Origin of the sequence: Streptomyces sp. NPDC058274, from assembly GCF_042881375.1 — a bacterium.
Taxonomy (GTDB): domain Bacteria; phylum Actinomycetota; class Actinomycetes; order Streptomycetales; family Streptomycetaceae; genus Streptomyces.
The window spans coordinates 28785-54867 of the sequence record NZ_JBHVXW010000014.1 but is presented as its reverse complement, the minus strand read 5'-3'; the positions used below and the strand labels follow the sequence as shown (position 1 = coordinate 54867).

26 protein-coding genes are annotated in these 26083 nt (G+C 70.5%); 16 read left to right on the top strand and 10 right to left on the bottom strand.

Translation table 11 applies throughout. The annotated features are described in order from the left end of the window. The first annotated feature begins 28 nt into the window (after positions 1-28). From ACFVYF_RS25100 to ACFVYF_RS25045, 12 genes are all read left to right on the top strand, one after another. Positions 29-601, top strand: coding sequence for a GNAT family N-acetyltransferase (locus ACFVYF_RS25100; RefSeq protein WP_389458772.1), 573 nt, complete (start codon positions 29-31; stop codon positions 599-601). Between the two features lie 128 nt (positions 602-729). Next, positions 730-813, top strand: a complete 84-nt coding sequence (locus ACFVYF_RS25095) for a putative leader peptide (RefSeq protein ID WP_316944184.1) — start codon at positions 730-732, stop codon at positions 811-813. A 132-nt stretch (positions 814-945) separates the two neighbouring features. Next, positions 946-2637: a nitrite/sulfite reductase gene (locus tag ACFVYF_RS25090; RefSeq protein WP_389458770.1), complete on the top strand. Its 1692-nt coding sequence runs from the start codon at positions 946-948 to the stop codon at positions 2635-2637. Further along, a complete protein-coding gene (locus ACFVYF_RS25085) occupies positions 2634-2813 on the top strand; it encodes a hypothetical protein (RefSeq protein ID WP_383285858.1) in 180 nt (59 codons plus the stop codon). The genes ACFVYF_RS25090 and ACFVYF_RS25085 overlap by 4 nt, the downstream gene beginning before the upstream one ends. Then, positions 2810-3553 (top strand): phosphoadenylyl-sulfate reductase, encoded by a 744-nt coding sequence (locus ACFVYF_RS25080; protein ID WP_389458768.1) that lies wholly within the window; start codon positions 2810-2812, stop codon positions 3551-3553. Before ACFVYF_RS25085 ends, ACFVYF_RS25080 begins: the two co-directional genes overlap by 4 nt. After that, entirely contained in the window at positions 3550-4149 is a 600-nt protein-coding gene (cysC, locus tag ACFVYF_RS25075; RefSeq protein ID WP_389458766.1) for an adenylyl-sulfate kinase, read from the top strand. Before ACFVYF_RS25080 ends, cysC begins: the two co-directional genes overlap by 4 nt. Continuing rightward, entirely contained in the window at positions 4146-5081 is a 936-nt protein-coding gene (gene cysD, locus ACFVYF_RS25070) for a sulfate adenylyltransferase subunit CysD (RefSeq protein ID WP_389458765.1), read from the top strand. Before cysC ends, cysD begins: the two co-directional genes overlap by 4 nt. Positions 5082-5083: 2 nt before the next feature. Next, positions 5084-6439: a sulfate adenylyltransferase subunit 1 gene (locus tag ACFVYF_RS25065; protein ID WP_389458763.1), complete on the top strand. Its 1356-nt coding sequence runs from the start codon at positions 5084-5086 to the stop codon at positions 6437-6439. A 232-nt stretch (positions 6440-6671) separates the two neighbouring features. Further along, positions 6672-7787 carry an aliphatic sulfonate ABC transporter substrate-binding protein gene (locus ACFVYF_RS25060; RefSeq protein WP_389458761.1) on the top strand — a complete coding sequence of 372 codons (1116 nt, stop codon included), beginning with the start codon at positions 6672-6674 and terminating at the stop codon, positions 7785-7787. 41 nt (positions 7788-7828) lie between these two features. Continuing rightward, positions 7829-8620, top strand: coding sequence for an ABC transporter ATP-binding protein (locus tag ACFVYF_RS25055; protein ID WP_389458759.1), 792 nt, complete (start codon positions 7829-7831; stop codon positions 8618-8620). Beyond that, positions 8607-9521 (top strand): ABC transporter permease, encoded by a 915-nt coding sequence (locus ACFVYF_RS25050; protein ID WP_389458758.1) that lies wholly within the window; start codon positions 8607-8609, stop codon positions 9519-9521. The genes ACFVYF_RS25055 and ACFVYF_RS25050 overlap by 14 nt, the downstream gene beginning before the upstream one ends. A 6-nt stretch (positions 9522-9527) precedes the next feature. Next, positions 9528-10277, top strand: coding sequence for a sirohydrochlorin chelatase (locus ACFVYF_RS25045; RefSeq protein WP_389458756.1), 750 nt, complete (start codon positions 9528-9530; stop codon positions 10275-10277). Positions 10278-10386: 109 nt separating this feature from the next. Here ACFVYF_RS25045 and ACFVYF_RS25040 read toward each other — a convergent pair whose 3' ends face one another. Next, positions 10387-10995, bottom strand: a complete 609-nt coding sequence (locus ACFVYF_RS25040) for a TIGR03086 family metal-binding protein (RefSeq protein WP_389458754.1) — start codon at positions 10993-10995, stop codon at positions 10387-10389. 79 nt (positions 10996-11074) lie between these two features. Next, positions 11075-12088, bottom strand: a complete 1014-nt coding sequence (locus ACFVYF_RS25035; RefSeq protein ID WP_389458752.1) for a ketopantoate reductase family protein — start codon at positions 12086-12088, stop codon at positions 11075-11077. A 38-nt stretch (positions 12089-12126) separates the two neighbouring features. Here ACFVYF_RS25035 and ACFVYF_RS25030 point away from each other — a divergent pair, with 38 nt between their 5' ends. Further along, positions 12127-12987 carry an aldo/keto reductase gene (locus ACFVYF_RS25030; protein WP_389458750.1) on the top strand — a complete coding sequence of 287 codons (861 nt, stop codon included), beginning with the start codon at positions 12127-12129 and terminating at the stop codon, positions 12985-12987. Positions 12988-13020: 33 nt separating this feature from the next. Continuing rightward, positions 13021-13884, top strand: coding sequence for a transglutaminase-like domain-containing protein (locus ACFVYF_RS25025; RefSeq protein ID WP_389458748.1), 864 nt, complete (start codon positions 13021-13023; stop codon positions 13882-13884). On the opposite strand, the gene ACFVYF_RS25020 is transcribed toward ACFVYF_RS25025, so the two are convergent. Then, on the bottom strand, positions 13856-14239 hold the full coding sequence (locus ACFVYF_RS25020; protein ID WP_389458747.1) for a DUF4440 domain-containing protein: 384 nt from the start codon (positions 14237-14239) through the stop codon (positions 13856-13858). The genes ACFVYF_RS25025 and ACFVYF_RS25020 overlap by 29 nt on opposite strands. Beyond that, positions 14232-14777 carry a DUF1697 domain-containing protein gene (locus ACFVYF_RS25015; protein WP_389458745.1) on the bottom strand — a complete coding sequence of 182 codons (546 nt, stop codon included), beginning with the start codon at positions 14775-14777 and terminating at the stop codon, positions 14232-14234. Before ACFVYF_RS25015 ends, ACFVYF_RS25020 begins: the two co-directional genes overlap by 8 nt. Before the next feature lie 338 nt (positions 14778-15115). Here ACFVYF_RS25015 and ACFVYF_RS25010 point away from each other — a divergent pair, with 338 nt between their 5' ends. After that, positions 15116-17389, top strand: coding sequence for an MMPL family transporter (locus ACFVYF_RS25010; RefSeq protein ID WP_389458743.1), 2274 nt, complete (start codon positions 15116-15118; stop codon positions 17387-17389). A gap of 58 nt (positions 17390-17447) precedes the next feature. Here ACFVYF_RS25010 and ACFVYF_RS25005 read toward each other — a convergent pair whose 3' ends face one another. The 5 genes from ACFVYF_RS25005 to ACFVYF_RS24985 form a co-directional block, all read right to left on the bottom strand. Then, positions 17448-18551 carry a CDP-alcohol phosphatidyltransferase family protein gene (locus ACFVYF_RS25005; protein ID WP_389458741.1) on the bottom strand — a complete coding sequence of 368 codons (1104 nt, stop codon included), beginning with the start codon at positions 18549-18551 and terminating at the stop codon, positions 17448-17450. A gap of 525 nt (positions 18552-19076) precedes the next feature. Beyond that, a complete protein-coding gene (gene mgt / locus ACFVYF_RS25000; RefSeq protein WP_389458739.1) occupies positions 19077-20285 on the bottom strand; it encodes a macrolide-inactivating glycosyltransferase in 1209 nt (402 codons plus the stop codon). 337 nt (positions 20286-20622) lie between these two features. Continuing rightward, a complete protein-coding gene (locus ACFVYF_RS24995; protein ID WP_389458737.1) occupies positions 20623-21906 on the bottom strand; it encodes an ABC transporter substrate-binding protein in 1284 nt (427 codons plus the stop codon). Then, complete coding sequence (locus ACFVYF_RS24990) at positions 21906-22739, bottom strand: carbohydrate ABC transporter permease (protein ID WP_383285996.1); 834 nt, start codon at positions 22737-22739, stop codon at positions 21906-21908. Before ACFVYF_RS24990 ends, ACFVYF_RS24995 begins: the two co-directional genes overlap by 1 nt. A 35-nt stretch (positions 22740-22774) precedes the next feature. After that, a complete protein-coding gene (locus ACFVYF_RS24985; RefSeq protein WP_389458735.1) occupies positions 22775-23710 on the bottom strand; it encodes a carbohydrate ABC transporter permease in 936 nt (311 codons plus the stop codon). A 372-nt stretch (positions 23711-24082) separates the two neighbouring features. Between ACFVYF_RS24985 and ACFVYF_RS24980 the strand changes: the two genes are divergently transcribed. Next, complete coding sequence (locus ACFVYF_RS24980) at positions 24083-24946, top strand: phosphotransferase enzyme family protein (RefSeq protein ID WP_389458733.1); 864 nt, start codon at positions 24083-24085, stop codon at positions 24944-24946. 271 nt (positions 24947-25217) lie between these two features. Here the strand turns inward: ACFVYF_RS24980 and ACFVYF_RS24975 are convergent, their stop codons facing one another. Beyond that, positions 25218-25940, bottom strand: coding sequence for a 3'-5' exonuclease (locus tag ACFVYF_RS24975; protein ID WP_389458731.1), 723 nt, complete (start codon positions 25938-25940; stop codon positions 25218-25220). Between the last annotated feature and the right edge of the window lie 143 nt (positions 25941-26083).

The following is a 26083-nucleotide window of genomic DNA, read 5'->3' as shown; positions in this document are numbered from 1 at the left end:
GCCCCGGCACCGTGGTTCCCTGGCCCGCATGAGCAACGTCACTGTGACCACCTGGTCCCTGGAGCAGACGGCCCCGACCGACCTGCTGCCCGCGGCCGCGCCCGACGGGGACGTCCGGATCGTGCGCGCCGAGATCCCCTCGCCGGAGTTCAGCCGCTTCCTGTACGCGTCGGTCGGCGGGGACATCCGCTGGACCGACCGGCTCGGCTGGACCTACGCGCAGTGGCGGGAGGCCCTGGACCGGCCCGGCGTGGAGACCTGGGTCGCCTACGACAGGGGCACACCGGCGGGGTACGTCGAGTTGGATCCGCAGGACGACGGGGTCGTGGAGATCGTCCACTTCGGGCTGATCCCCGCCTTCCGGGGCCGGCGGATCGGCGGCCATCTGCTCTCGTACGGGGTCGCGCGGGCGTGGGATCTGGCCGAGCGCCTGCCGGGACGGGCCGAGACCAAGCGGGTCTGGCTGCATACCTGCAGCAAGGACGGCGAGCACGCGATGGACAACTACCTGCGGCGCGGATTCCAGCTCTTCGACACCAAGGTGGAGCAGGAGAGGGAGGTGGCCGCGCCCGGCCCCTGGCCGGGAGCGCAGGCCGTCTGACCTGCGATGACCGGGACGCGCGCCCGATCTTGTGACCGACGACACCCTTGTCTCGCCATTCGGGACAAGGGTGTCCACATTGCGGACTATGGTGGACTCCCCCGAGATCCCCGTGACACGCTTCCGTCATGTCTGGAACTGGGATTGCCTTGGTGAGTCGGCGACACGTCGATCTCTGCCGCATGTCCAGCGCCATCTGTCCGGCGAGCTGAACAGCACAGCGCCGCCGAGATCCCCTTGCATGAGTCCTGCGCAATGGCGCGCCCATATTTTTGTATGCGCCCATATGTGCAGGTCAGAGCCGCTCTCCTGCCTGTCCCGTAGTCCCGAAGGACGTATCAGCCATGGCCGCCACCCCGCAGAATCCCGCCGCGCCCCGCCGCAAGGTGAGCCGTCACCGCGGTGAGGGTCAGTGGGCCGTGGGTCACTTCACCCCGCTCAACGGCAACGAACAGTTCAAGAAGGACGACGACGGTCTCAACGTGCGGACACGCATTGAGACGATCTACTCCAAGCGGGGTTTCGACTCGATCGACCCCAATGACCTGCGCGGCCGGATGCGCTGGTGGGGTCTGTACACCCAGCGCAAGCCCGGGATCGACGGCGGCAAGACCGCGATCCTGGAGCCGGAGGAGCTGGACGACAAGTACTTCATGCTGCGCGTCCGGATCGACGGCGGCCGGCTGACGACCGAACAGCTGCAGGTCATCGGGGAGATCTCGCAGGAGTTCGCGCGCGGCAGCGCCGACATCACCGACCGGCAGAACATCCAGCTGCACTGGATCCGCATCGAGGACGTCCCGGAGATCTGGAACCGCCTCGAAGCCGTCGGACTGTCGACGACCGAGGCCTGCGGTGACACGCCCCGCACCATCCTCGGCTCGCCGGTCGCCGGCATCGCGGAGGACGAGATCATCGACGGCACCCCGGCCATCGACGAGATCCACCGCCGTTTCATCGGCGACAAGGCCTTCTCCAACCTGCCGCGCAAGTTCAAGACGGCGATCTCGGGCTCCCCGCTGCTCGACGTGGCCCACGAGATCAACGACATCGCCTTCGTCGGCGTGCACCACCCGGAGCACGGCCCCGGCTTCGACCTCTGGGTCGGCGGTGGCCTCTCCACCAACCCGAAGATCGGCCAGCGCCTGGGCGCCTGGGTCCCGCTCGACGAGGTCGCGGACGCCTGGGAGGGCGTCATCTCCATCTTCCGCGACTACGGCTACCGGCGGCTGCGCACCCGCGCCCGGCTGAAGTTCCTGGTCGCCGACTGGGGCATCGAGAAGTTCCGCCAGATCCTGGAGGACGAGTACCTCAAGCGGAAGCTGGTCGACGGCCCGGCGCCGGCCGAGCCGGTCGCCCGCTGGCGCGACCACGTCGGTGTGCACCGGCAGCAGGACGGCCGCTTCTACGTCGGTTTCGCGCCGCGCGTCGGCCGCGTCGACGGCACCACGCTCACAAAGATCGCCGAGGTGGCCGCGGCCCACGGCTCGGGCCGGCTGCGCACCACCGTCGAGCAGAAGATGATCGTGCTCGATGTGACGGAGGACCAGGTCGCCTCGCTGGTGGAGGGCCTGGAAGCGCTCGACCTGAGGGTGAAGCCCTCGTCCTTCCGGCGCGGCACGATGGCCTGCACGGGCATCGAGTACTGCAAGCTGGCCATCGTCGAGACCAAGGCGCGGGGTGCCTCCCTGATCGACGAACTCGAGCGCCGCATCCCCGAGTTCGACGAGCCGATCACCATCAACGTCAACGGCTGCCCGAACGCCTGCGCCCGTATCCAGGTCGCGGACATCGGTCTCAAGGGCCAGCTGGTCCTCGACGACCAGGGCAACCAGGTCGAGGGCTTTCAGGTGCACCTGGGCGGCGCACTCGGTCTGGAGGCCGGATTCGGGCGCAAGGTCCGTGGCCTGAAGGTCACTTCGGACGAGCTGCCCGACTACGTCGAGCGGGTCCTCAAGCGTTTCCAGGCGGAGCGCGAGGACGGCGAGCGCTTCGCCGCCTGGGCGGCGCGCGCCTCCGAGGAGGCCCTGTCATGAGCGAGCGTGCGGCCCCCTTCTACTGCCCCTACTGCGGCGACGAGGACCTGCGTCCGAGCGAGCAGGGCCACGGGGCGTGGGAATGCGCGGCGTGCAATCGAGCCTTCCAGCTGAAGTTCCTCGGGCTGCTGGCCCGGGGACTTCAGCACAACGACCTTGGAGGGGACGAGACATGACGACTGTTCAGGCAGACGCCCGGACGGGCACGGAGACGGACCCCGAGACGGCGCGCGCCGCGCAGCTCAAGGCGCTCGCGGAGCAGGCCGGCCGGGACCTGGAGGACGCCTCCGCCCTGGAGATCCTCCAGTGGGCGGCGGACACCTTCGGCAGGAAGTTCTGCGTGACCTCCTCGATGGAGGACGCGGTGGTGGCCCACCTCGCCTCCCGCGCGTTCCCCGGTGTGGACGTCGTGTTCCTCGACACCGGCTACCACTTCCCGGAGACCATCGGCACCCGCGACGCGGTGGAGGCCGTGATGGACGTCAACGTCATCACGCTCACCCCCCGGCAGACGGTGGCCGAGCAGGACGCGGAGTACGGCGCGAAGCTGCACGACCGCGACCCCGACCTGTGCTGCAAGCTGCGCAAGGTCCAGCCGCTGGAGCAGGGCCTGACCGCGTACGAGGCATGGGCGACCGGGCTGCGCCGCGACGAGTCCCCGACCCGGGCGAACACCCCGGTGGTCGGCTGGGACGAGAAGCGCCGCAAGGTCAAGGTCTCGCCGATCGCCCGCTGGACGCAGGACGACGTGGACGCGTACGTGGCCGAGCACGGGGTGCTCACCAACCCGCTGCTGATGGACGGTTACCCCTCGGTGGGCTGCGCGCCCTGCACCCGACGGGTGGCCGAGGGCGAGGACGCACGCGCCGGCCGCTGGTCGGGCAGCTCCAAGACCGAGTGCGGGCTGCACGGATGACGACGTCGAGGCAGCACACCGAGACCACCGAGAACGCCGAGAACTCCCAGGAGAAGCAAGTGACGACCGGAGCCACCATCTGGCTCACGGGTCTGCCGAGCGCCGGCAAGACCACGATCGCGTACGAGCTGGCCGGCCGGCTGCGCGAGGAGGGCCACCGTGTCGAGGTGCTCGACGGTGACGAGATCCGCGAGTTCCTCTCGTCGGGTCTCGGCTTCTCCCGCGAGGACCGCCACACGAACGTGCAGCGCATCGGCTTCCTCGCCGACCTGCTCGCCCGCAACGGCGTGAAGGCGCTCGTCCCGGTGATCGCGCCGTACGCGGACAGCCGGGAGGCGGTGCGCAAGCGGCATCAGGCCAGCGGCGCGGCGTACTTGGAAGTGCATGTGGCGACACCGGTCGAGGTGTGCTCCGTGCGTGATGTGAAGGGGCTGTACGCCAAGCAGGCGGCGGGCGAGATATCCGGGCTCACCGGTGTCGACGACCCGTACGAGGAGCCGGTGGCGCCCGATCTGCGCATCGAGTCCCACACCCAGACCGTGCCGGAGTCCGCGGCCGCGCTGCACCAGCTGCTCACCGAGAGGGGCCTCGCATGACGACCGTCGCCGGTGTCACCGAAGAGACGGGCAGCCCGTACGCGCTGAGCCACCTGGACGCTCTGGAGTCCGAGGCGGTGCACATCTTCCGCGAGGTCGCGGGGGAGTTCGAGCGGCCGGTGGTCCTGTTCTCCGGCGGCAAGGACTCCATCGTCATGCTGCATCTGGCGCTGAAGGCGTTCGCCCCCGCGGCGGTCCCGTTCTCGCTGCTGCACGTCGACACGGGACACAACTTCCCCGAGGTCCTCGAGTACCGCGACCGCACGGTGGAGCAGCACGGTCTGCGGCTGCATGTCGCCTCCGTGCAGGACTACATCGACCGCGGTGTCCTCAAGGAGCGCCCGGACGGCACCCGCAACCCGTTGCAGACGGTGCCGTTGACGGAGAAGATCCAGGCCGAGCGTTTCGACGCGGTCTTCGGCGGCGGTCGCCGGGACGAGGAGAAGGCGCGGGCCAAGGAGCGGGTCTTCTCGCTGCGCGACGAGTTCTCGCAGTGGGACCCGCGCCGCCAGCGTCCCGAGCTGTGGCAGCTCTACAACGGCCGGCACGCCCCCGGCGAGCACGTCCGGGTCTTCCCGCTCAGCAACTGGACCGAGCTGGACGTGTGGCAGTACATCGCCCGCGAGGAGATCGAGCTGCCCGAGATCTACTTCGCGCACGAGCGTGAGGTCTTCCAGCGGGCCGGCATGTGGCTGACCGCCGGCGAGTGGGGTGGCCCGAAGGGCGGCGAGACGGTCGAGAAGCGGCTGGTCCGCTACCGGACCGTCGGTGACATGTCCTGCACCGGTGCCGTCGACTCCGACGCCACCACGCTGGACGCCGTGATCGCCGAGATCGCCGCCTCCCGGCTCACCGAGCGGGGCGCGACCCGCGCCGACGACAAGATGTCCGAGGCCGCGATGGAAGACCGCAAGCGCGAGGGGTACTTCTAGTCATGACCAGCACCACCGAACCCACGCAGCCGCTGTCGGTCGAGCAGTTGTCGGCGACGACCCTGCTGCGCTTCGCGACCGCGGGCTCCGTCGACGACGGCAAGTCCACGCTGGTCGGCCGGCTGCTGCACGACTCCAAGTCGGTCCTCACCGACCAGCTCGAAGCCGTCCAGCGCGTCTCGCACAGCCGCGGCCAGGAGGCACCCGACCTCGCCCTGCTCACCGACGGCCTGCGCGCCGAACGCGAACAGGGCATCACCATCGACGTCGCCTACCGCTACTTCGCCACCGCGCGCCGCCGCTTCATCCTCGCCGACACCCCCGGCCATGTGCAGTACACCCGCAACATGGTCACCGGCGCCTCCACGGCCGACCTCGCCGTCGTCCTCGTCGACGCCCGCAACGGCGTCATCGAGCAGACCCGCCGGCACGCCGCCGTCGCCGCCCTCCTGCGTGTCCCCCACGTCGTCCTCGCCGTCAACAAGATGGACCTCGTCGAGTACAAGGAGTCCGTGTTCGCCGCGATAGCCGAGGAGTTCACGGCGTACGCGTCCGAACTGGGCGTCCCCGAGATCACCGCGATCCCGATCTCGGCGCTCGCCGGCGACAACGTGGTGGAGCCGTCCGCGAACATGGACTGGTACGGCGGTCCGACGGTCCTGGAGCACCTGGAGACCGTGCCGGTCAGCCACGATCTGGCCCACTGCCACGCCCGGCTGCCCGTGCAGTACGTGATCCGCCCGCAGACCGCCGAGCACCCCGACTACCGCGGCTACGCGGGTCAGATCGCGGCCGGCACGTTCCGCGTCGGCGAGAGCGTGACCGTCCTGCCGTCCGGCCGCACGACGCGGCTCGCCGGGATCGACCTGCTCGGCAAGCGCGTCGACGTCGCCTGGACCCCGCAGTCGGTGACCCTCCTGCTGGAGGACGACATCGACATCTCGCGCGGCGATCTGCTCGTGCCGAGCAAGGACGCCCCGGCGACCACCCAGGACGTGGAGGCGACCGTCTGCCACGTCGCCGACCAGCCGCTCACCATCGGCCACCGGGTGCTGCTCAAGCACGGCACCCGCACGGTCAAGGCGATCGTCAAGGACATCCCGTCCCGGCTGACCCTGGACGACCTCTCGCTGCACCCGCACCCGGGCCGGCTGGTCGCCAACGACATCGGCCGGGTCAAGATCCGTACCGCGGAGCCGCTGCCGCTCGACGCGTACGCCGACTCCCGTCGTACCGGCTCGTTCATCCTGATCGACCCGGCGGACGGCACCACCCTGACCGCGGGCATGGTCGGCGAGTCCTTCGCCGCGCCGGAGCCGGTCAAGGACGAGGGCGACGACGACGGGTGGGACTTCTGACATGACGTCCATCGACTTCTACTCCACGTTCGCGAAGGAGGGCGGCCGCGTCGGCAGCGGCGCCCTCGGCAGCGGGCAGGGCGGAGTCGCGCGATGTGCGCGATGACGTACGCGCACCGCTTGCGCGCCCCGTCCCCCCACCCGTCGTCCCGGACAGGACGAAGACCTGCCGACTTCCCGGCCACGACCTGAGAGACCGTGACCCGCCGGGCCAACGAGAGGAACACCTCCCGTGCCTGCCTACCGCTCAGTGCTTGTCCGTCGCGGCATCGCCGCCGCCGTGGCACTTCCCCTGCTCGCGCTCGCCGCCTGCAGCTACGGCTCCGATGCCAAGGACGACTCCTCCTCGAAGGAGAACGTCGCCGCCGGTGCCAAGAAGATCGACGGTCTCGACACCGTGAAGATCGGCTACTTCGGCAACCTCACCCACGCCACCGCGCTCGTGGGGCGCCAGGAGGGCCTGTTCCAGAAGGAACTGGGTGCCACCAAGGCGAAGTACTCCACCTTCAACGCCGGCCCCTCCGAGATCGAGGCCCTGAACTCGGGCTCGATCGACATCGGCTGGATCGGCCCCTCGCCGTCGATCAACGGCTACACCAAGTCCAACGGCAAGAGCCTGCGCATCATCGGCGGCTCGGCGTCCGGCGGTGTGAAGCTCGTGGTCAACCCGGAGAAGATCAAGTCCCTGAAGGACGTCAAGGGCAAGAAGATCGCGACCCCGCAGCTCGGCAACACACAGGACGTCGCGTTCCTCAACTGGATCGCGGAGCAGGGCTGGAAGGTCGACGCGCAGAGCGGCAAGGGCGATGTCTCGGTCGTCCGCACGGACAACAAGATCACCCCGGACGCCTACAAGTCCGGCTCCATCGACGGCGCCTGGGTGCCGGAGCCGACCGCGTCCAAGCTGGTCGCCGAGGGCGGCAAGGTGCTCCTCGACGAGTCGTCGCTGTGGCCCGACAAGAAGTTCGTGATCACGAACATCATCGTGTCGCAGAAGTTCCTGAAGGAGCACCCGAAGGTCGTCGAGGCCGTGCTGAAGGGCTCGGTCGAGACCAACGCGTGGATCACCGCCAACCCGGACAAGGCGAAGGCCGCGGCGAACGCCCAGCTGAAGACCGACTCCGGCAAGGAACTCCCGGCCGACGTCCTCGACCCGGCCTGGAAGTCGATCCAGATCACCAATGACCCGCTGGCCTCCACCCTCAGCACCGAGGCGGATCACGCGGTCAAGGCCGGTCTCCTGGAGAAGCCCGATCTGAACGGGATCTACGACCTCACGCTCCTGAACAAGGTCCTCAAGGCCCAGGGCGAGAGTGCGGTCGACGACGCCCGTCTCGGCGTCAAGTAACTCCGTCCACAGACACGTTGAGTTCCCAGGAGGTGACGACCATGGCCACTACCCTCGCCAAGGCCGCCGACGGCACACCCGAGGTGGCGACGCACGCCGCCCGGATCGAGCACGTCTCGAAGTCCTTCTCCGGGCCCGCCGGGCGGCAGCTCGTCCTCGACGACATCACTCTCGATGTCGCGCCGGGCGAGTTCGTCACCCTCCTGGGAGCCTCCGGGTGTGGCAAGTCGACGCTGCTCAATCTGGCCGCGGGCCTCGACGCCCCGACCGCGGGCAGCATCGAGACGAACGGGCGCCCTGCCCTGATGTTCCAGGAGCACGCCCTGTTCCCGTGGCTGACCGCGGGCAAGAACATCGAACTCGCCCTGAAGCTCCGGGGCGTCGCCAAGGCGGAGCGGCGCGACCGGGCGGAGGAGCTGCTCGAACTCGTACGGCTGAAGGGCGCGTACGGCAAGCGGGTGCACGAGCTGTCGGGCGGTATGCGGCAGCGGGTGGCGATGGCCCGCGCGCTCGCGCAGGACAGCCAACTGCTGCTGATGGACGAGCCGTTCGCGGCACTGGACGCCATCACGCGGGACGTGCTGCACGACGAGCTGACCCGGATCTGGAGCGAGACGAACGTGTCGGTGCTGTTCGTCACGCACAACGTGCGCGAGGCGGTACGGCTCGCCCAGCGCGTCGTCCTCCTCTCCTCCCGTCCCGGCCGGATCGCGCGCGAGTGGACCGTGGACATTCCGCAGCCGCGCCGGATCGAGGATGCCGCCGTGGCGGAGCTGTCCGTCGAGATCACCGAAGAACTGCGTGGGGAGATCCGCCGCCATGGCCAGCACTGAGACGAAGACGCCGCAGGCGCCCCCCGAGGACAGCAAGGACGGTTACGGTCTCGGCGGCCTCGAGGCGGGTCTCGACGCCCTGGAGACCACGGTCGGCCGGCGCACTCCGCTGCGGGAGACACTCATCCAGAAGACCCTGCCGCCACTGATCGCCGTGGCGCTGGTCCTCGTCGTCTGGCAGGGGCTGATCTCGTTCGAGGTCGTCACCGACCCGTCCAAGCTGCCCTCGCCGGGCGCGGTGTGGGGCGAGGTCGAGGACGCCTGGCTGCAGGGCACCCTGCTCGGCTACATCTGGACCAGCGTCTCGCGCGGCCTGCTCGGCTTCCTGCTGGCGCTGGTGATCGGCACCCCGCTGGGTCTGGTGGTGGCGCGCGTACGGTTCGTGCGCGCGGCCATCGGTCCGGTCCTCTCGGGCCTCCAGTCCCTGCCGTCGGTGGCGTGGGTGCCGCCGGCCGTGATCTGGCTGGGCCTGGACAACAAGATGATGTACGCGGTGATCCTGCTCGGCGCCGTCCCGTCCATCGCCAACGGTCTCGTGTCGGGCGTCGACCAGGTGCCGCCGCTGTATCTGCGGGCGGGCCGCACCCTCGGCGCCACCGGCCTGCGCGGCACCTGGCACATCGTGATGCCCGCCGCGCTGCCCGGTTATCTGGCGGGTCTGAAGCAGGGCTGGGCGTTCTCGTGGCGTTCGCTGATGGCGGCGGAGATCATCGCCTCCTCCCCGGACCTGGGAGTGGGCCTCGGCCAGCTCCTGGAGAACGGGCGCAACGCCAGTTCCATGTCGACGGTCTTCCTGGCCATCTTCCTCATCCTGTTCGTCGGTATCGCCATCGACCTGCTGTTCTTCAGTCCACTGGAGCGGTGGGTGCTGCGCAGCCGCGGTCTCCTCGTCAAGAGCTGAACTCCTATGCGCCACCAGTCGGTTCACCCCGTCCTCGTCGTCATCGCCCACGGCAGCCGCGACCCGCGTCATGCCGCGACGGTGCACGCCCTCGTCCGGCGGCTGCGGTCGCTGCGGCCGGGGCTGCGCGTGGAGACCGGCTTCCTGGACTTCAACATCCCGTCCGTGAACGGGGTGTTGGAGTCCCTGGCGGCGGAGGGTGTCCAGGACGTGGTGGCGCAGCCCCTGCTGCTGACCCGCGCGTTCCATGCGAAGTCGGACATCCCGGCGGTGCTGCGCGAGGCACCGGCGCGGCTGCGCATCCGGCAGGCGGAGGTGCTCGGCCCGTCACCGCTGCTGACCGCCGCGCTGGAACGCCGGCTGTACGAGGCGGGTCTTGGCCCCGCCGACAAGTCCTCGACCGGGGTCGTGCTGGCCTCGGCGGGGTCCTCCGACCCGGAGGCGATCGCAGTGATCGCTGATATCGCGCGGGAGTGGCGGCACACCGGTTGGTGCGCCGTGCGGCCTGCGTTCGCCTCCGCATCCCTTCCGCGCACGCAGGACGCCGTGCGCGAACTGCGGGCCCTCGGGTGTGCGCGCGTGGCGGTGGCGCCGTACGTCCTGGCGCCCGGTTTCCTGCCGGACCGCATCGCGCGCGGCGCCGCCGAGGCCGATGTCCTCGCCGAGGTGCTCGGTCCCGCGCCGGAGGTGGCCCGCGTCCTCCTGGAGCGGTACGACCAGGCGCGGCTGCCGACGCTGGCGGCGCTGGGCGCGTAGCGCGGACGGGTCACCGCCGGCTTCGGTCGGCTCAGGCAGCTCGGTCGGCTCAAGCGGCTCGGTCGGCTCGGGCGGCTCGGTCGGCTCGGGTGAAGGAGAGGCCGCCGTCTCAGTGGGCCGTCGTTCCCCTCGCCGTCCGCCGGGGGTCCCGTCCGCTCGACGCGAGCGCGCGCTCGAAGACGGGCGCGTCGTCGGGTACGGCGACCGGGTCGGCGAAGCCGTCGTACTGGCGGTAGAGCTCGCCGTGCTTCTCGACCACCTCCAGGACGAGCCGGGCCGCCCCGTCGGAGATGCGGAACTCCTGGCCGGTGGAGACGGCGACGTCCCAGCCGTGGACCGCCGTCTCCTTCACGATCATCGAGGCCAGCTCGGCCGCGGGCATCGCCGCCATACCGAGGTCGACCTCCCCCTCCCACACCTCCGGGTCGTCCCAGGCGGCGACGGCCCGGTCGAGCTGGGCGGCGTACGCCTCGGCCCAGTCCTGATCGGCGGTGAAGTCACGGCCGGTCAGCTCCTCGGGCAACTCCTTGCGCAGGGCGCGGTGCTCCAGGCCGTGCGAGGTGTAGAGGACCCAGTGGTTCACCAGGGTGCGCACGTCCCAGCCGGGGCAGTGCGTGGGCTCGGCGAGCCGCGCCGGTGTGACCCCGCGGGCCACCCGGGCCGCCTCGGCGGCGCATTCCACCATGGACGGGTGCACGTTCTTGTACGGATTGCTCATGCCCGCCACGCTAGAAGCGCAGCGCGCGGCGCTCTTGAACAAACGCGACAGCCCCGCGACCGCCGCGCGGAAGGCCTGGTCAGACTGGCGCGACGGCTTCGTCGGCGAGGCGCACGAGCTCCGGGACCGGCATCGAGCCTGCCTCCCTGCGCTCGCGCGCGAAGGTGTTCGCGAGCCGCTGGAGCAGGTCGTTCAGCGGGGTCGGCACGCCGTGCAGCCGGCCCAGGAGCGCGATCTCGCCGTTGAGGTAGTCGGCCTCGATGGTGCCGGTGCCGCGGCTGAGGGACTGCCAGGAGGAACCGCCGCCGCGCTCGGCGCCGTCGACCGGCTCGATACGGATCTTGTCGGCGCGAACCGTCTTCTGCTCCTCCTCGCCGGCGTACGCGATTTTGGCGGCGGCGAGGACCGCCTCGCCCTCCGCCCGCACCCGCTCCTGCAGCGCCCGGCCCTCGTCGCCGGTGAGCCGCCCGCTGACCGCCTCGATCGCGTTGGCGAGATTGCCCAGGAGTTTGGCGTACTGCCACCGCTGCACATCGGGCACGACGGGCGCCTCGAAGCGGGAGCGGGCCAGGTCCGCGGCGATCCGGTGGGCCGTCTCGTCCCTGCCGTGCGGATAGCGGCCGAGATGCAGGATGCCGGTGAGCGGGGCGCCCGGGGCGGACACGACGCCCGGCTCGGCGAAGGTGGCGGGCAGCCAGACGCAGACGCCGTACACCCGCCAAAAGCGGCGCAGCGCCAGCCGCTGGCTCTCCACCCCGTTCTGCGCGCAGAGCAGCGGCAGCCGCTCCTCCCCCGTGCCGCCGCCCGTCACGGGGGCCGCACCCCACGCCCGCAGGGCCGCCTCGCTGTCCTGGGTCTTGACCGCCAGCACCAGCACGTCGTCCGGGCGCAGCTCGCCGAGCGCCTCGGGCCCGTCGACCGTGGGCAGCCGGTACGTGTACGACCCGTCCGGGGCCAGGAACCGCAGCCCGTCGGCCCGCAGCGCCTCGTAGTGCGCACCCCGCGCGACCAGGACCACCTCGTGGCCCGCGCCCGCCAGCCGGCCGCCGATGGCTCCGCCGACGGCTCCAGCTCCGATGATGATGTAGCGCATGGGACGAGCCTCGCACAGCTGTATGTACCCTCCATGAAATGGTCTCGGAAAGTCTCCTACTCGGCGACGACACGGCAGTACGACGGCTCGGGTACGGCACCGCGCAACTGACCGGCCCCGGCTACTGGGGCCCGCGCGGGGACGTCCGCGACGCGGTGGGCGTGCTGCGCCGCGCCGTGGAGCGCGGGGTCACGCTGATCGACACGGCCGACAACTACGGCCCTTCGGTCGCCGAGGAGCTGGTGGCCGAGGCGCTGCATCCGTACGCCGAGGGGCTGGTGATCGCCACCAAGGGCGGGGTGGTCCGGACAAGTGACCGCGCCTGGCACATCGCGGGGCGGCCCGAGCAGTTGCGGGCGATGTGCGAGGCGAGCCTGCGGCGGCTGCGGCTCGACACCATCGGCCTGTATCAGCTGCACCGGCTCGACCCGGCGGTGCCGATGGCCGAACAGCTCGGCGCATTGGGCGAGTTGCGGGACGAGGGAAAGATCCGGCACATCGGGCTCGACACGGTCGACGCCGAACAGCTGGAGGCCGCACTGGAGTTGACCGGCATCGCCTCGGTGCAGAACCGCTACAACGTCCTGGACCGTGCGTCGGAGCCGCTGCTGAAGCTGTGCGAGGCGCGCGGGATCGCGTTCCTGCCGTGGTTCCCGCTGGGCAACGGCTCGCTGACCTCCGACCCGGTGTGCTCCGAGATCGCCGCCGCGCACGGGGCGACGCCGGGGCAGATCGCGCTGGCCTGGCTGCTGCACCGCTCCCCCGTCCTGTGCCCGACCCCGGGCACGGGCTCGCGGGCCCACCTGGAGGAGAATCTGGACGCGGCCGGCATCCGTCTCACCGCGACGGACCTGGCCCGCCTGGACGCGTCCCCGAGCGACTCGGCGCCCCCGGCTTGACCTTGACCCTGGGGCAGAGCCAAGACTCCCGCCATGGACCTCCATGAGACGCAGAGCGTGTTCAGCGATCCCGGCGGACTCGACACGGACGCGCTGCCCGGCGATCCGGCCGAACTGGCCGCCGTCGTACGGCAGCTGATCATCCATCGGCTGGAGTGCGCGCACGTCGGGTACGCCGTCCCCGAGGAGCGGCTGCGCGAGGACGCCGAGTCCCGCTACGCCGACGAGATCCTGCGGCTGCTGCGCGAACGGTCCGACGCCCCGCTCACCCAGCCCCGCCCGCCGGAAGAGCGATTCGTCGGCACCTGCCGGGACTTCGCGCTGCTGCTGTGCTCGCTGCTGCGGGCCACGGGCACAGCGGCCCGGATCCGGTGCGGTTTCGCCCGGTACTTCGCGGCGGGCTTCCACGACGATCACTGGGTCGCCGAGTACCGCCTGCCGGACGGGAGTTGGCGGCTGGCCGACGCGCAGATCCTCGACCCGTCGTACCAGGTGCCGTTCGATCCGCTGGACGTGCCGAGGGACCAGTTCCTGGTGGCGGGTGACGCCTGGCGGCTGTGCCGGGCGGGCCGGGCCGACGCGGCGACCTTCGGGGTGAGCCACCTCGGAGGTCTCCAGGGGCTGTGGTTCGTGCGGAGCAACGTCCTGCACGACCTGGCCGCGCTGAACGGCGTCGAGGTGCTCCCCTGGGACGGCTGGGGCCGGGAGATCCTCGACGACGGGGCGCTCACCGAGGCGGACCTGGTCCTGGCCGACGCGGTCGCCGGAGCCGGCTCGCAGGAGGAGCTGCGGCGCCTCTACCAGGACCCCCGCCTCACGGTCCCGGACGAGATCGTCTCGTACACGACCCACGGCGGCGTCCGGAAGGTCACCCTGCGCGCGCGGGACCGGCGCTGAGCGGCGTCCCCTGGTGGAAGTAGAGGAGCCACTCCTCACCGATCCTGCGCCACAGCGAACTCCGGTGGACGCGGGCGCCGTTGTGCTCGGTGTCGAACGTGAGATGGACGAGGTCCGCCGCGAGCTGGACGCCCCTCATGCCCGAGGTGACACTCGCCCGCACTCCCGGTTCGGCCGACGCGGCCAGCATGGCGATGACCGAGGACCGGTCCCAGCGCCGGCCCGAGGCGCCGAACTCGTGGAACTCGGGGTGGAGCAGCGCACCGACCTGTTCGGGCGAGCGGCGGATCTCCGGGTCGAGCAGCCGCAGTTCGCCCTGGATCGCGGCCTCGACGGCGGGGTTGTGGTCAGACACCCGTGAGCTCCTCGAGCTTGACGACCGTGTTCCAGTTGCGGGTGGTGGCGGTGAGGCCCTTCAGCAGCCCGGGCCTGGCCAGGACCGGGGCCAGCTTGGAGCGGCCGAGACCGTCGGGGGCGTACAGGTACAGGGCGCGGTCGCCGAGGCGGAACTCCTCCGGCAGGAAGTCGGCCGGGGTGACCGCGGCGAAGCGTTCCGCGTCGACCGCCTCGGAGAAGTAGGTGACGTGCAGCTGCTTGCCCTCCAGCTCGGCGGCCGGGAACGGGCAGGCCTCGCGCACGGCCCGCAGATAGGCGTGGTCGCGCACCAGCACGCCGACGGTGAAACCGAAGTGCTTCTCGAGGGCCGCGGCGAGTTCGCCGGCGAGCGATTCCTCGTCGCCGTGGCCGCTGCCGAACACGGCGTTGCCGCTCTGCAGATACGTGGCGACATCCGCGTACCCGAGGCCCTGCATCAGGGTGCGCAGCTCACCCATCGGAACCTTCTTGCTGCCGCCCACATTGATCCCGCGCAGCAGCGCCGCATACATCGTCATCCGCACACCATAAAGCGGCCGTCGTGCCCCGTGCGGGTGGGCACGACGGCCGCGGCCGGTGGGACCGAGCGGGTTGTTCGACGCTCTTCAGGAGCTTGCTCGGCGTGCCGTCGGAGGCGTCGGAGACTTCGGCCCCTGATCCACGGCCCCGAGATCCCCGGTTACGTGTAAGGGGCTTCTGTCGTCCGAATTGCTGAGGTAACGGGGTCCGAGGGGAGGAGTCCGACCCCCGCCGGTTCATCGAACAGCACGAGGAGATGGCCTTATCCGGCCCATACCTTCGAAGCGGAAGGTGACGGCAGGGGGCCGGCGCCGGCATACGAGGGGGCAGGCCCGTCATGGGGAGCGGAGACACAAGGGTGCGGGGGATCGCCGCCCGGGCGGGCGGCTGGAGCGCCCGGCATCGATGGGCGGCCGTCGGTATATGGGTGCTGTTCGTCGTCCTGGCGATGGGTCTCGGCTCGGCCGCCGGACGCGTCGACGTCAAGGACAGCGACCAGCTCAAGGGCGAGACCCACACCGCCGCCCAGATCATCGACGACGCCGGGATCGAGGAGCCGGCCAGTGAGAGCGTCCTGATCCAGGCGAAGGACGCGGGAATCAAGGCCACCGACGCCGAGTTCCGCAGCGCCGTCAGCGCCGTCGTCGAGGCCGTCGACGCAACCGGCAAGGTCACGGACGTCACCTCGCCGTACGACACGAAGACCATCTCGAAGGACGGCCGCAGCGCGCTGGTGCAGTTCGACATGCGCGGCGACTCGGACACCGCGGGCGATCGCGTCGAGCCGGTGCTGAAGGCCGTCGAGGGGGTGCAGAAGGACCACACGGAGCTGCGGATCGAGGAGATCGGCGGCGCCAGCATGATGAAGACGTTCGCCGACGCCTTCGGTGACGACTTCAAGAAGGCCGAGCTGTCGGCCGTACCCGTGGCCCTCGGCATCCTGCTGATCGCGTTCGGCGCGCTGGTGGCGGCGCTGCTCCCGGTGGCGCTCGCGGTCACCGCGATCATGGCGACGATGGGCCTGATGGGCATCGTCAGCCATGTGATGCCGATGAGCGACACGGCCAACTCCGTGATGCTCCTGGTCGGTCTGGCCGTCGGTGTCGACTACTGCCTCTTCTATCTGCGGCGCGAGCGTGAGGAGCGCGAGGCCGGCCGGGACGCGGGGACCGCGCTGCGGATCGCCGCCGCGACCAGCGGCCGGGCCATCATCGTCTCCGGCGTCACGGTCTGCGTCGCGATGGCCGGCATGCTCTTCACCGGACTCGCCGAGTTCGAGGCGATGGGCCTGGCCTCGCTGATGGTCGTGGCGGTCGCCATGGTCGGTTCCGTGACGGTGCTGCCGGCGCTGCTCTCGCTGCTCGGCGAGCGCGTGGAGAAGGGCCGCATCCCGTTCCTGCACCGGGCCAAGCGACGCAGGAACGGTGGCGCCCGCAAGGGCAACGGCGAGAGCCGGTTCTGGGGCGCCGTGCTCCGGGTCGTGCTCGCCAAGCCCGCGATCTCACTGGTCGTCGCGGCGGGTGCCCTGCTGGCGATCGCCGCACCCGCACTCGGGATGAAGACGCAGAACCTCACTCTGGACCAGGAGTTCGGCAACTCACTGCCGATCGTGGGCACGTACAACCGGATCAACGACGCCTTCCCCGGCGGCTCCGAGCCGGCCGAGGTGATCGTCAAGGCCGAGGACATCAACGCCGCCGAGGTGAAGACCGCGCTCGCCGACTTCCGTGCGGAGGCGATCAGTTCCGGTGCCACCCGCGGCCCGGTCGAGATCAAGGTGCACGACGGGCAGAACGTCGCCTTCGTGTACGTCCCGCTGGTCGGCGGCTCCGATCAGGACAAGGCCGGCAAGAGCCTGGAGCTGCTGCGCGACAAGGTGCGGCCCGACACGCTCGGGAAGGTCGACGGTGTCCAGGCGCCGATCACCGGACAGGTCGCGGGGAACCAGGACTTCAACGACCAGCTGATCGGCTCGGTGGTCCCGGTCTTCGCCTTCGTGGTGGTCTTCGCCCTCCTGCTGATGCTGCTGTCCTTCCGCTCCCTGACCATCGCGATCACGTCGATCGTCCTCAACCTGCTGTCGGTGGGCGCCGCCTACGGCATCCTGGTCGCCGTCTTCCAGCACGGGTGGGGCGCCTCGCTGGTGGGCGCGGAGGGGGTGGGAGCCATCATCACCTGGCTGCCGCTGTTCCTCTTCGTGATCCTGTTCGGGCTCTCGATGGACTACCACGTGTTCGTCGTCTCGCGGATCCGTGAGGCCCGGATGCGGGGGCGCAGCACCAAGGACGCCATCCAGCACGGTGTGGTCACCACGGCCGGTGTCGTCACGAGCGCCGCCGTCATCATGGTCGCCGTCTTCGCGATCTTCGGCACGCTGTCCATGCAGTCCATGAAACAGATGGGCGTCGGCCTCGCCGCCGCCGTGCTGATCGACGCGACGATCATCCGCGGAGTGCTGCTCCCGGCGGTCATGGCGCTGCTCGGCGAGCACAACTGGTACCTCCCGAAGTGGCTGCACCGCCTGCCCGACCTCACCCACGACGAGGCGCCGGAGCCGGTCGCCGAACCGCCGCACCCGCCGGCCGTCGAGGGCGAACGGGTCGGGGTCTGATCGCACCACCTGCTGTACGTGGCCGGGGTGCACGCACCCCGGCCACAGTGCTGCCCGCTTAGGCCGCCGTCGTCACGTGGTCGCGGTCGAAGGAGTCGATGGTGCGGGTGAAGTCGCGGGTGGACAGCAACAGCTTGTAGATGATGGCGAGTTCGAAGACCAGCAGCAGGGCGCCGGAGACGATGGTCGCCTCGATCACCGAGTCGAGCAGCGGTCCCACGATGAACACACCCATCTGGAACTCGATTCCGCTGATCAGATGCGTGCGGATGCGGTGACGCAGCAGGAAGCTGCGGGCGCGCAGATACGCGGGGAAGCGGTGGCGGAACTCCTGGTGCAGGTCGATGACTCGGGAGGGCGGGAGGTGGGCCGGGGCGTCGGGTCCGTCGGTCTCTTCGCTCCCTTGGGTCGCGTCGGTCGCGTCGGTCGCGTCGGTCTTGTCGGCGGTGGCGGGGGTTCCGGTCCCGGCGATGACGGGCGTGCCGGCCTCGGCCGTAGCGGCGGTGGCGGTGACGGCGGTTTCCTGCGCTGCCGCAGCCGTGCGGAGGTCCTGCTCGATGTCCGCCTCGGGGTTGTCCCGCAACAGGTCTTCCATGAAGGCGAGTTCGGTCTGGTTCTCCGCGCGGCGCGCCTCCCGCAGACGGGCCTTGATCTGCTTGCGCATCGAGTGACGGATCTTGAAGATCTCCAGGGAGTTGATGTACCGGAGCGTGTCCAGGCCGACGACGGCCAGGGCCAGCCAGATGTAGACCGTCTCGCCGTTGCGCTGGTACTGCCCGGCCATCAGCGCCACCCCGCACACCAGCACCCGGATGCGGTCGAAGACGAAGTCCAGCCAGGCCCCGAACACCGAGCTCTGACCGGTGAGCCGGGCGACCTTGCCGTCCATGCAGTCGAGGATGAAGCTCAGGTGGTAGACGACGGCGCCGGCGATGAGCCAGCGCCAGTCACCGAAGGCGAAACAGACCGCCGACACCAGCCCCAGCAGGAACGCGCCCCAGGTGATCTGGTTGGGCGTGATCCGGGTGCGCAGCGCGACTTGGCGGACCAGCGGCGTGGCGACCGGGTCGACGAGCAGCACGGTCCACCATGCGTCGCGCTTCTTCTCCGTGATACGTCGGACCTCGATGAGCGGCGGAATGTCTCGGCGTGGGGATCGCATGGGTCAACTTCCTGGCGTTCGACTGGAATTCATCTCACGCTAAGAAGCCGTTGACCCGAGTCACAAGATCCCGCCTGTGCAACCTTCCCCGGGGGGTATCGGTCCAACTGCTCGGACGAGTCCGTGCACTTCCTGGGCGACACCTGCGTTACCCGAGCGTTATCGAATGACCCGTCCGTTATCCAAAGGGCGCCAGGACTTCACAGTTCCTGTGCAACCGTGACGCGCCGGAGCCCCGAGCCGCGCGGACGGTGACATTCCATCGCATACGGGGCTCTTATACGGGGCGAATCGCACGGGGAGCGGGGCGGCGGCGCTACGGCCCTGAGGAAGAACGGGCGGCGCTGCGACCCTGAGGAAGAACGGGCGGCGCTACGACCCTGGGGAAGAGCGGGCGGCGCTGCGACCGTCACGAAGAACGGGCGGCGCTACGACCCTGAGGAAGAGCCGGCGGCGCTACGGCCCTCACGAAGAGCGGGTGGCGGCACTGCGGCCCTCACGAGCCGCGGCGTCGAGCCCCGTCCCTCACGCAGGGTGCCGCGCCGCGCGCAGTTCCGCCTCGATCAGGTCCGCGGCCCGGCGCGTTCCGCCCTCCGCCGCCATCTCCTCCTGAACCTCCTTCAGGCGCCGGTGCACCTCGGGATCGTCGACGAGCGCCAGCACCGCCGCGCGCAGCTTCTCCGCCGTCGCCTCCTCCATCGGCACATGGCGGGCCACCCCGAGGGACTGGAGCATGTCCGCGTTCCCGAACTGGTCGACGGCCTGCGGTACGGCGACCATGGGCGTGCCGCTGACGAGTCCCTCCTGACTGCCGCCCGCGCCGGCGTGGGTGATGAACACGTCGGCTTCACGAAGGACCGCCACCTGCGGTACCCACGAGCGGACCTCGATGTTGGCGGGGACCACTCCGAGCTCCGCCGGATCGACGAACCGCCCGATCTGGAGCACCACATGCCAGCCCGGAAGGTCTCCGAAGGCCTGCACACAGGCGCGGTAGAAGTCCGGCCGCTTGGTGAAGCTGGACCCGAGCGACACGAGGAGAACCTTCTCGGCGCCGGCGGGGCGCTGCCAGTCGCCCTGCTCGGACCGGTCGCCCTGGCAGGCGCCGACGAACGTGTAGCGCGTCTCGTCGACCCGGTCGGCGTTCGGCTGGAGCGCCTTGGGAATCAGGACGAGACAGCGGTCCGGCCGGCCCATGAAGTCCTCGACACTCAGCTCCATGCCGTGGTCGGCGATCCAGCGGCCGAAGGTGTCGTAGAAGACCTTGCCGCGCGGGGTCTGCTTCAGCGGCTCGAACATCGGCTTGCCGACCTCCTCCGCGTATCCCTCCCAGGCGACCAGGTTCGGGGAGAGCTGGATGATCGGGACGCCCCAGCGGTGGGCGAGGACCCGGGCCGGGTACGCCGTGATGTCGTACAGCACGAGGTCCGGTTCGTCCCCCGCGTACGCCGCGGCCAGCTGCGGCTCGGCCTGGAGGGCGTCCGCCAGGAACGGCTCGATGTTGTCGATCAGCTCGGTCCCCCATGCGTCCGGATCCTCGTCCGTGGGCAGCGTGGAGTTCCAGAGCCTGGGCTCGGCCCCGGTCTCGGCGACCTTCTCGGCGAAGGAGGGCGGAATCGCGTAGGTCACGCGGTGCCCGCGGGCCACGAGCTCCCGCACGACGTCGAGGCTCGGGTTCACATGACCGTGGGCGGCGATGGAGAACATGGCGATATGGGCGCGTGGAGTGGTCATGACGCGAGGCTAGGCGAGACGATACGTCTCGTGCAACTTATTTGAGGGTGCCCCACGGGTTTCTACCCGGGCCACCCGCACGTCGGCCGTCCCGCCCCGGCCCGGTCCAGAGGGGGTGCGCGGCTGCGTGCGCCGTACGGCTGCGTACGCCATGCGGCTGCTGTGCGCCGTGCGTCTGGGTGTGCGATATCGCCGCGCGTGCGGTTCGACTGCGCGTGCCGTGTCGCCGCCCGTGCCGTGCGGCTGCGTGCGCCGTACGGCTGCGTGCGCCGTACGGCTCCGCCCGTGCCGTGCGGCTGCGTGCGCCGTACGACTCCGCCCCCCACCCCGGATCAACTCACCGCTGATAGCGCGCCAGCACCAGGTTTCCGTCCTTCTCCAGCCGGTGTCTCAGCTCGTCCAGGCCGATCGCTCCGCTGTAGTACTCCTGGAAGGCGGGCGTCGCGACCTTGTCCTTCCACTCGGCGTAGCCGCGGACGGACTGGGCGGGCGCCGAGCGCAGCTGCGCGGTCAGCGCCGTGCCGGTCGCCCAGTCGTCCTTGGTGGTGTGCAGGGCCGGGTCCTTGAGGGCCTCCGTGCCCGTCGGCAGCATCCAGTCGCCGAGCGCGAGCCGGACCATGTTCGCGGGCCGCAGCAGGAAGTCGATGAACTCGGCGGCCTCCTTCTTGTGCGGGCTGTCCTCGGCGACGGAGAGCGTCTGCGGGCTGACCCCCTGGGCGAGTCCCTCGTCGCCGGCGGGGGCGGGCAGCACCTGCCAGTCGAAGCCCTTGGGCGCCTGCTGGGCGAGCTGCTGCCGGTAGGAGAAGCCGAGCGGGACCATCGCGTACTTGCCGCCGAAGAACCCGGGCAGGGTGTCGGAGCCGCCCATGCCCAGCGTGGTGCCCGACGCGCTCTTGTCCGTGTTGACCTCGTCGCGGACGGTCCGGGGCACCACCGCGTCGGCGGCCCCGAAGCGGACCGTGACCTTGCCGTCCGCACCCCGGTGGAACAACTGGCCGCCCGCCGACAAGGAGAGGTTGAGTGTCGCCGAGACCGGTTCCTTGAGCGGCCAGGCGACCCCGTAGGTCCCCTTGCCGCTCAGCTGCTTCGCGATCTCCCGGAACTCCTCCCAGGTCCACGGCTTCTCGGGCGTCGGAATCCGCACACCCGACTCCTTGAGCCACTTGGCGTTGGCGATCAGTACCCGCGGCTCCTGGAGGAACGGCACGCCGTAGATCCCGCTCCCGAACGTCGTCGTGGCCCAACTGCGCTGCGGGATGTCGGACTTCAGGCGGTCGGGCAGCAGCTCGCTCAGGTCGGCGAGATAGCCGCCGTACGCGAAGTCCGCGAGGTCGTCCGAGGCGTCGTGGATGATGTCCGGCGCCTCGCCGCCCTCGAAGGAGGTGAGCAGCTGGTCATGGACGCTGTCCCAACTCCCCTGCACGTACTCGACCTTGACGTCCGGATGTGTGGCGTTCCATTCCCTCACCAGCTCCTTGTTGGCGGTGACGGACTCCTGCTGCCAGGCCAGCGACTGGAAGTGGAGAGTGACCGGGCCACCGCTCTTCGACCCGTCGCCTGAGCAGCCGGCGAGCAGCAGCCCGAACGCGGCCAGGACCGGGATCCAGCGCCTGCGCCGCATCAGCTCTTCACCGCCCCGGCGAACATGCCGCCCGTGATCCGCTTCTGGATGACCGCGAAGATGACGAGGGAAGGCAGCGTCGCGAGGAACGCCGCCGCGGCCAGCGGGCCGAGGTCCGCGACACCCTCCGCGCCGATGAAGTGCGTGAGCACGACCGGCAGCGTCTGCTTCTCCGGCGTCTTGAGCAGCACGAGCGCGAAGAAGAACTCGTTCCACGCGCTGATGAAGGCGAACAGTGCCGTGGCCACGATCCCCGGCGCCAGCAGCGGCGCGGTGATCGAGACCAGCGTGCGCACCTTCCCCGCCCCGTCGACCGCCGCCGCCTCCTCCAGCTCGGTGGGCACGGCCCGTACGTACCCGACCAGCATCCACAGCGCGAACGGCAGCGCCCACACCACGTACACCATGATCAGTCCGGGCACCGAGTTGATCAGCCGCAGGTTCTTCAGCACCAGGAACAGCGGGATGATCACCAGCACGAACGGGAACGCCTGACTGACCACCACCCACCCCGTGGCCGCCTTCGCGAGCAACGTCCGGCGGCGGGCCATCACATAGGCCATCGGGGTCGCGATCAGGACGGCGATCACCGCCGCCCCGAGCGCCGCGATCAGGGAGTTGAGGGCGGCGTGCAGCAGCGGCTGCTCGTCGAAGGCCTGCCGGAAGTTGGCGAGGGTGGGGTCCTTGGGGATCCACGTCGGGTGCAGGCCGGCCAGCTCGCGCGGCGGTTTGAAGGCCGTGGAGATCAGCCACAGGAAGGGGAAGGCGAGGAAGACGAGATACGCGAGCAGCGCGAGGTACTGCCCCGCGCGGGCCTGTCCGCTGGTACGCAGACCCGAGGCACGCCTGCTCGCCCGCGGCACGGCGCTCACTGGTCGTCGCCTCCCCTCAGCCGGCCCACCAACTGGAGGGCGAGGATCACCGAGATCACCGCGACCATCACGCATCCCATCGCCGCCGCGTAGCCGAACTGCCCGTAACGGAACGCCTCTTCGTACGCGAACAGCATCGGCAGCCGCGTCCGGCCGCCCGGCCCGCCGTTGGTGAGCACGTAGACCAGGGCGAAGGAATTGAAGTTCCAGATGAAGTTGAGGGCCGTGATCGCGAGCGCCACCGGTCGCAGAGCCGGCCAGGTGACCGTCAGGAAGCGGCGCCAGGCACCCGCCCCGTCCATCGCGGCCGCCTCGTGCAGCTCGCGCGGGGTGTTCTGCAGACCGGCGAGCAGAGCGACCGTCGTCTGCGGCATCCCGGCCCAGATGCCGACGACGATCACTGCCGACAGGGCCGTGCCCAGTCCGGACAGCCAGTCACGCCCGTCGCCGAGGCTCAGATCGCGCAGGGTCTCGTTGAGGATGCCCGCGTCCGGGTTGTAGACGAGCCGCCACATGATGCCGACCACGACCTCGGGCATCGCCCACGGAACGATCGCCAGCGCCCGGGCCAGCCAGCGCAGTCTCAGGTCCTGGTTGAGCAGCAGGGCCAGCCCCAGCGCGAGCAGGAACTGCGGCACCGTCACCCCGAACGCCCAGACCAGGCCGATCCGGAACGAGTCCCAGAACAGCGTGTCGTGCGCCAGATCCCGGAAGTTGAGCGCGCCGATCCACCGCGTGGGCACGGTCCGGCCCGACTGTGAGTCGGTGAACGCCAGCGCGATCCCGTAAAGCAGCGGCCCCACACTGAGCACCAGGATGGGGATCAGCGCGGGCAGTACGAGGAACCAGGCGCCGTGGTCGGCGGGCGGCGGACTCCCGCCGTCTCGCGGCGCGCGCTTCGTTGACCGCTTCGTCGCGGTCGCCACTGTCACGGATTCGGCTCCTTGGGCGGCTCGTGCGGATCCGGCCGACCCGGCGGCCCCCGTCATGGTCCTGACGGACTGACACGGCGTCAAGGCAGCGCGCACACCCTTGTGACCGGTCCGACCAGTGCAAATGCGACACTGGCCGACGGATGGCCGGAACGCGCCGCCGTACGCGGACGCACTCCGGCACGTCCGGAGACACGGCGTGAGCGCGACGCCGCCCGCCCGACGACACGGCGCGATCGACACGCCGTACACACGACGACACGGCGCGATCGACACGCCGTACACACGACGACACGGCGCGATCGACACGCCGTACACACGACGACACGGCGCGATCGATACGCCATGAGCACGACGACACGGAGGCGAAGGATGGACGAGGCAGGGGCGCGGGACGTGCTGGCCGCCGCGGGGGTGCTGCCCGGTCCGGCACGGGACGCGGAGCTCCTCGCCCTGGGCGAGAACGCGGTCTTCGCCGCCGGAGACCTGGTGGTCAAGGTCGGACGCGACGCCGAACTCCTCGACCGCGCCCGCCGGGAGCTGGGCATCGCGGCCTGGCTCGCCGAGGAAGGCGTACCCGCGGTGCGGGCCGCCGAGCCGAAGGCGCTGCTGGTGGACGGCCATCCGGTGACGGTGTGGCACCGGCTGCCCGATCCCGTACGCCCCGCCGAACCGCGGGACCTGGCGGAACTGCTGCGGGTGGTCCATGCGCTGCCCTCCCCTCCCTTCACCCTGCCGCCGCGCGACCTGCTGGACGGTGTCGAGCGCTGGCTGCGCCTGGCGGGCGACGCGATCGACCCCGCGGACGCGGCGTATCTGCGGGAGCGGCGCGACGGCTTCGCGACCGCCGCGGCCGCACTCCGCCCGCATCTGCCGCCGGGCCCCATCCACGGCGACGCGCTGCCCCGCAATGTCCACGCCGGACCCGACGGACCGGTCCTGGTCGACCTGGAGACCTTCTCGGCCGATCTGCGCGAGCACGACCTGGTGGTGATGGCCCTCTCCCGCGACCGCTACGGACTTCCCGCCGAGGCGTACGACTCCTTCACGGGGACCTATGGCTGGGACGTACGCGAGTGGGAGGGCTGCGGTGTGCTGCGCGGCGCCCGCGAGACGGCCAGCTGCGCCTGGGTCGCCCAGCACGCGCCGGCCAATCCGAAGGCCCTTGCCGAGTTCGAGCGCCGGGTGGCGTCCCTGCGGGACGGGGACGAGACCGTGCGCTGGTATCCGTTCTGAGGACGGGGTTCTCCGGAGAGCACGCACTGCTCCGGAGACACCCCTTCCGCGCCGGGCACGGGCGTGTCCGGGGCGAGCGGCCTGGTCGAGATGACCGGCCCGGTGGGGGTGCGCGGCCTGGACGAGATGACCTGGCCCGGTGGGGATGCGCGGCCTGGTCGAGATGACCGGCCCGGTGGGGGTGCGCGGCCTGGTCGAGGCGACCAGCTCCGGGCAGTCGCGTCTCCCGACGGTCGTCTCTGCCGAGGAACGCGTAGGCGAGAGGCGGCTCTCAGACCGTCTCGTCCGCCAGGTCCCGCAGTGGCCACACCCCGTCCACCACCGCCGCCGGGTCCCCCTTGCGGCGCAGAAAGCTCTGGAAGTCCGCCGCCCATTCCGCGTACCACTCGATCTGACGGCGGTGCAGCTCCGCCGGGCCGAGGGACGCGACCTTCGGGTGGCGGCCGGCTATGGCACTGGCCAGCCGGGCCGCGGCCAGCGCGTCGGCCATGGCGTCATGGGCGGAATCGAGCGCGATCCCGTATTCCGTGCAGACCGCCTCCAGATTCCGCTTGCCGCGGCGATAGCGGTCCACAGAACGGTCGATGGTGTACGGATCGATGACCGGGGCCGGGTCCATGCCCCCCAGGCGGTCGCGCAGCGAGGGCAGTCCGTAGCGCCGCAGCTCGGCGGAGAGCAGGGTCAGGTCGAAGGCCGCGTTGTACGCGACGACCGGAACGCCCGACTGCCAGTAGCCCACGAGGACGGCGGCGATGGCGTCGGCAACCTGGTCGGCCGGCCGGCCCTCGGCCGCCGCCCGCTCATTGCTGATCCCGTGCACCGCCACGGCGTCCGCCGGAATCTCCACGCCCGGATCGGCCAGCCACTCACGGCGTCCGACCGGCTCCCCGTCTCTGAGCTCGATCACCGCCCCGGTGACGATGCGCGCCTCGCGCGGGTCCGTGCCGGTCGTCTCCAGGTCGAAGCCGATCAGCAGCTCCCGGTGCCAGCCCATGGGCGGCCCCCCTTCTTTGTGGTGCTTTCCCCCAGTGGTCTCCACGATCCCATGCACCACTGACAATCCGAGGAGCGCGTTCCGCTTCACCCGGACCACGGCCGCCCGCCCCGGCCCCTGACATGCGGAAGCCTGGCGCTCCG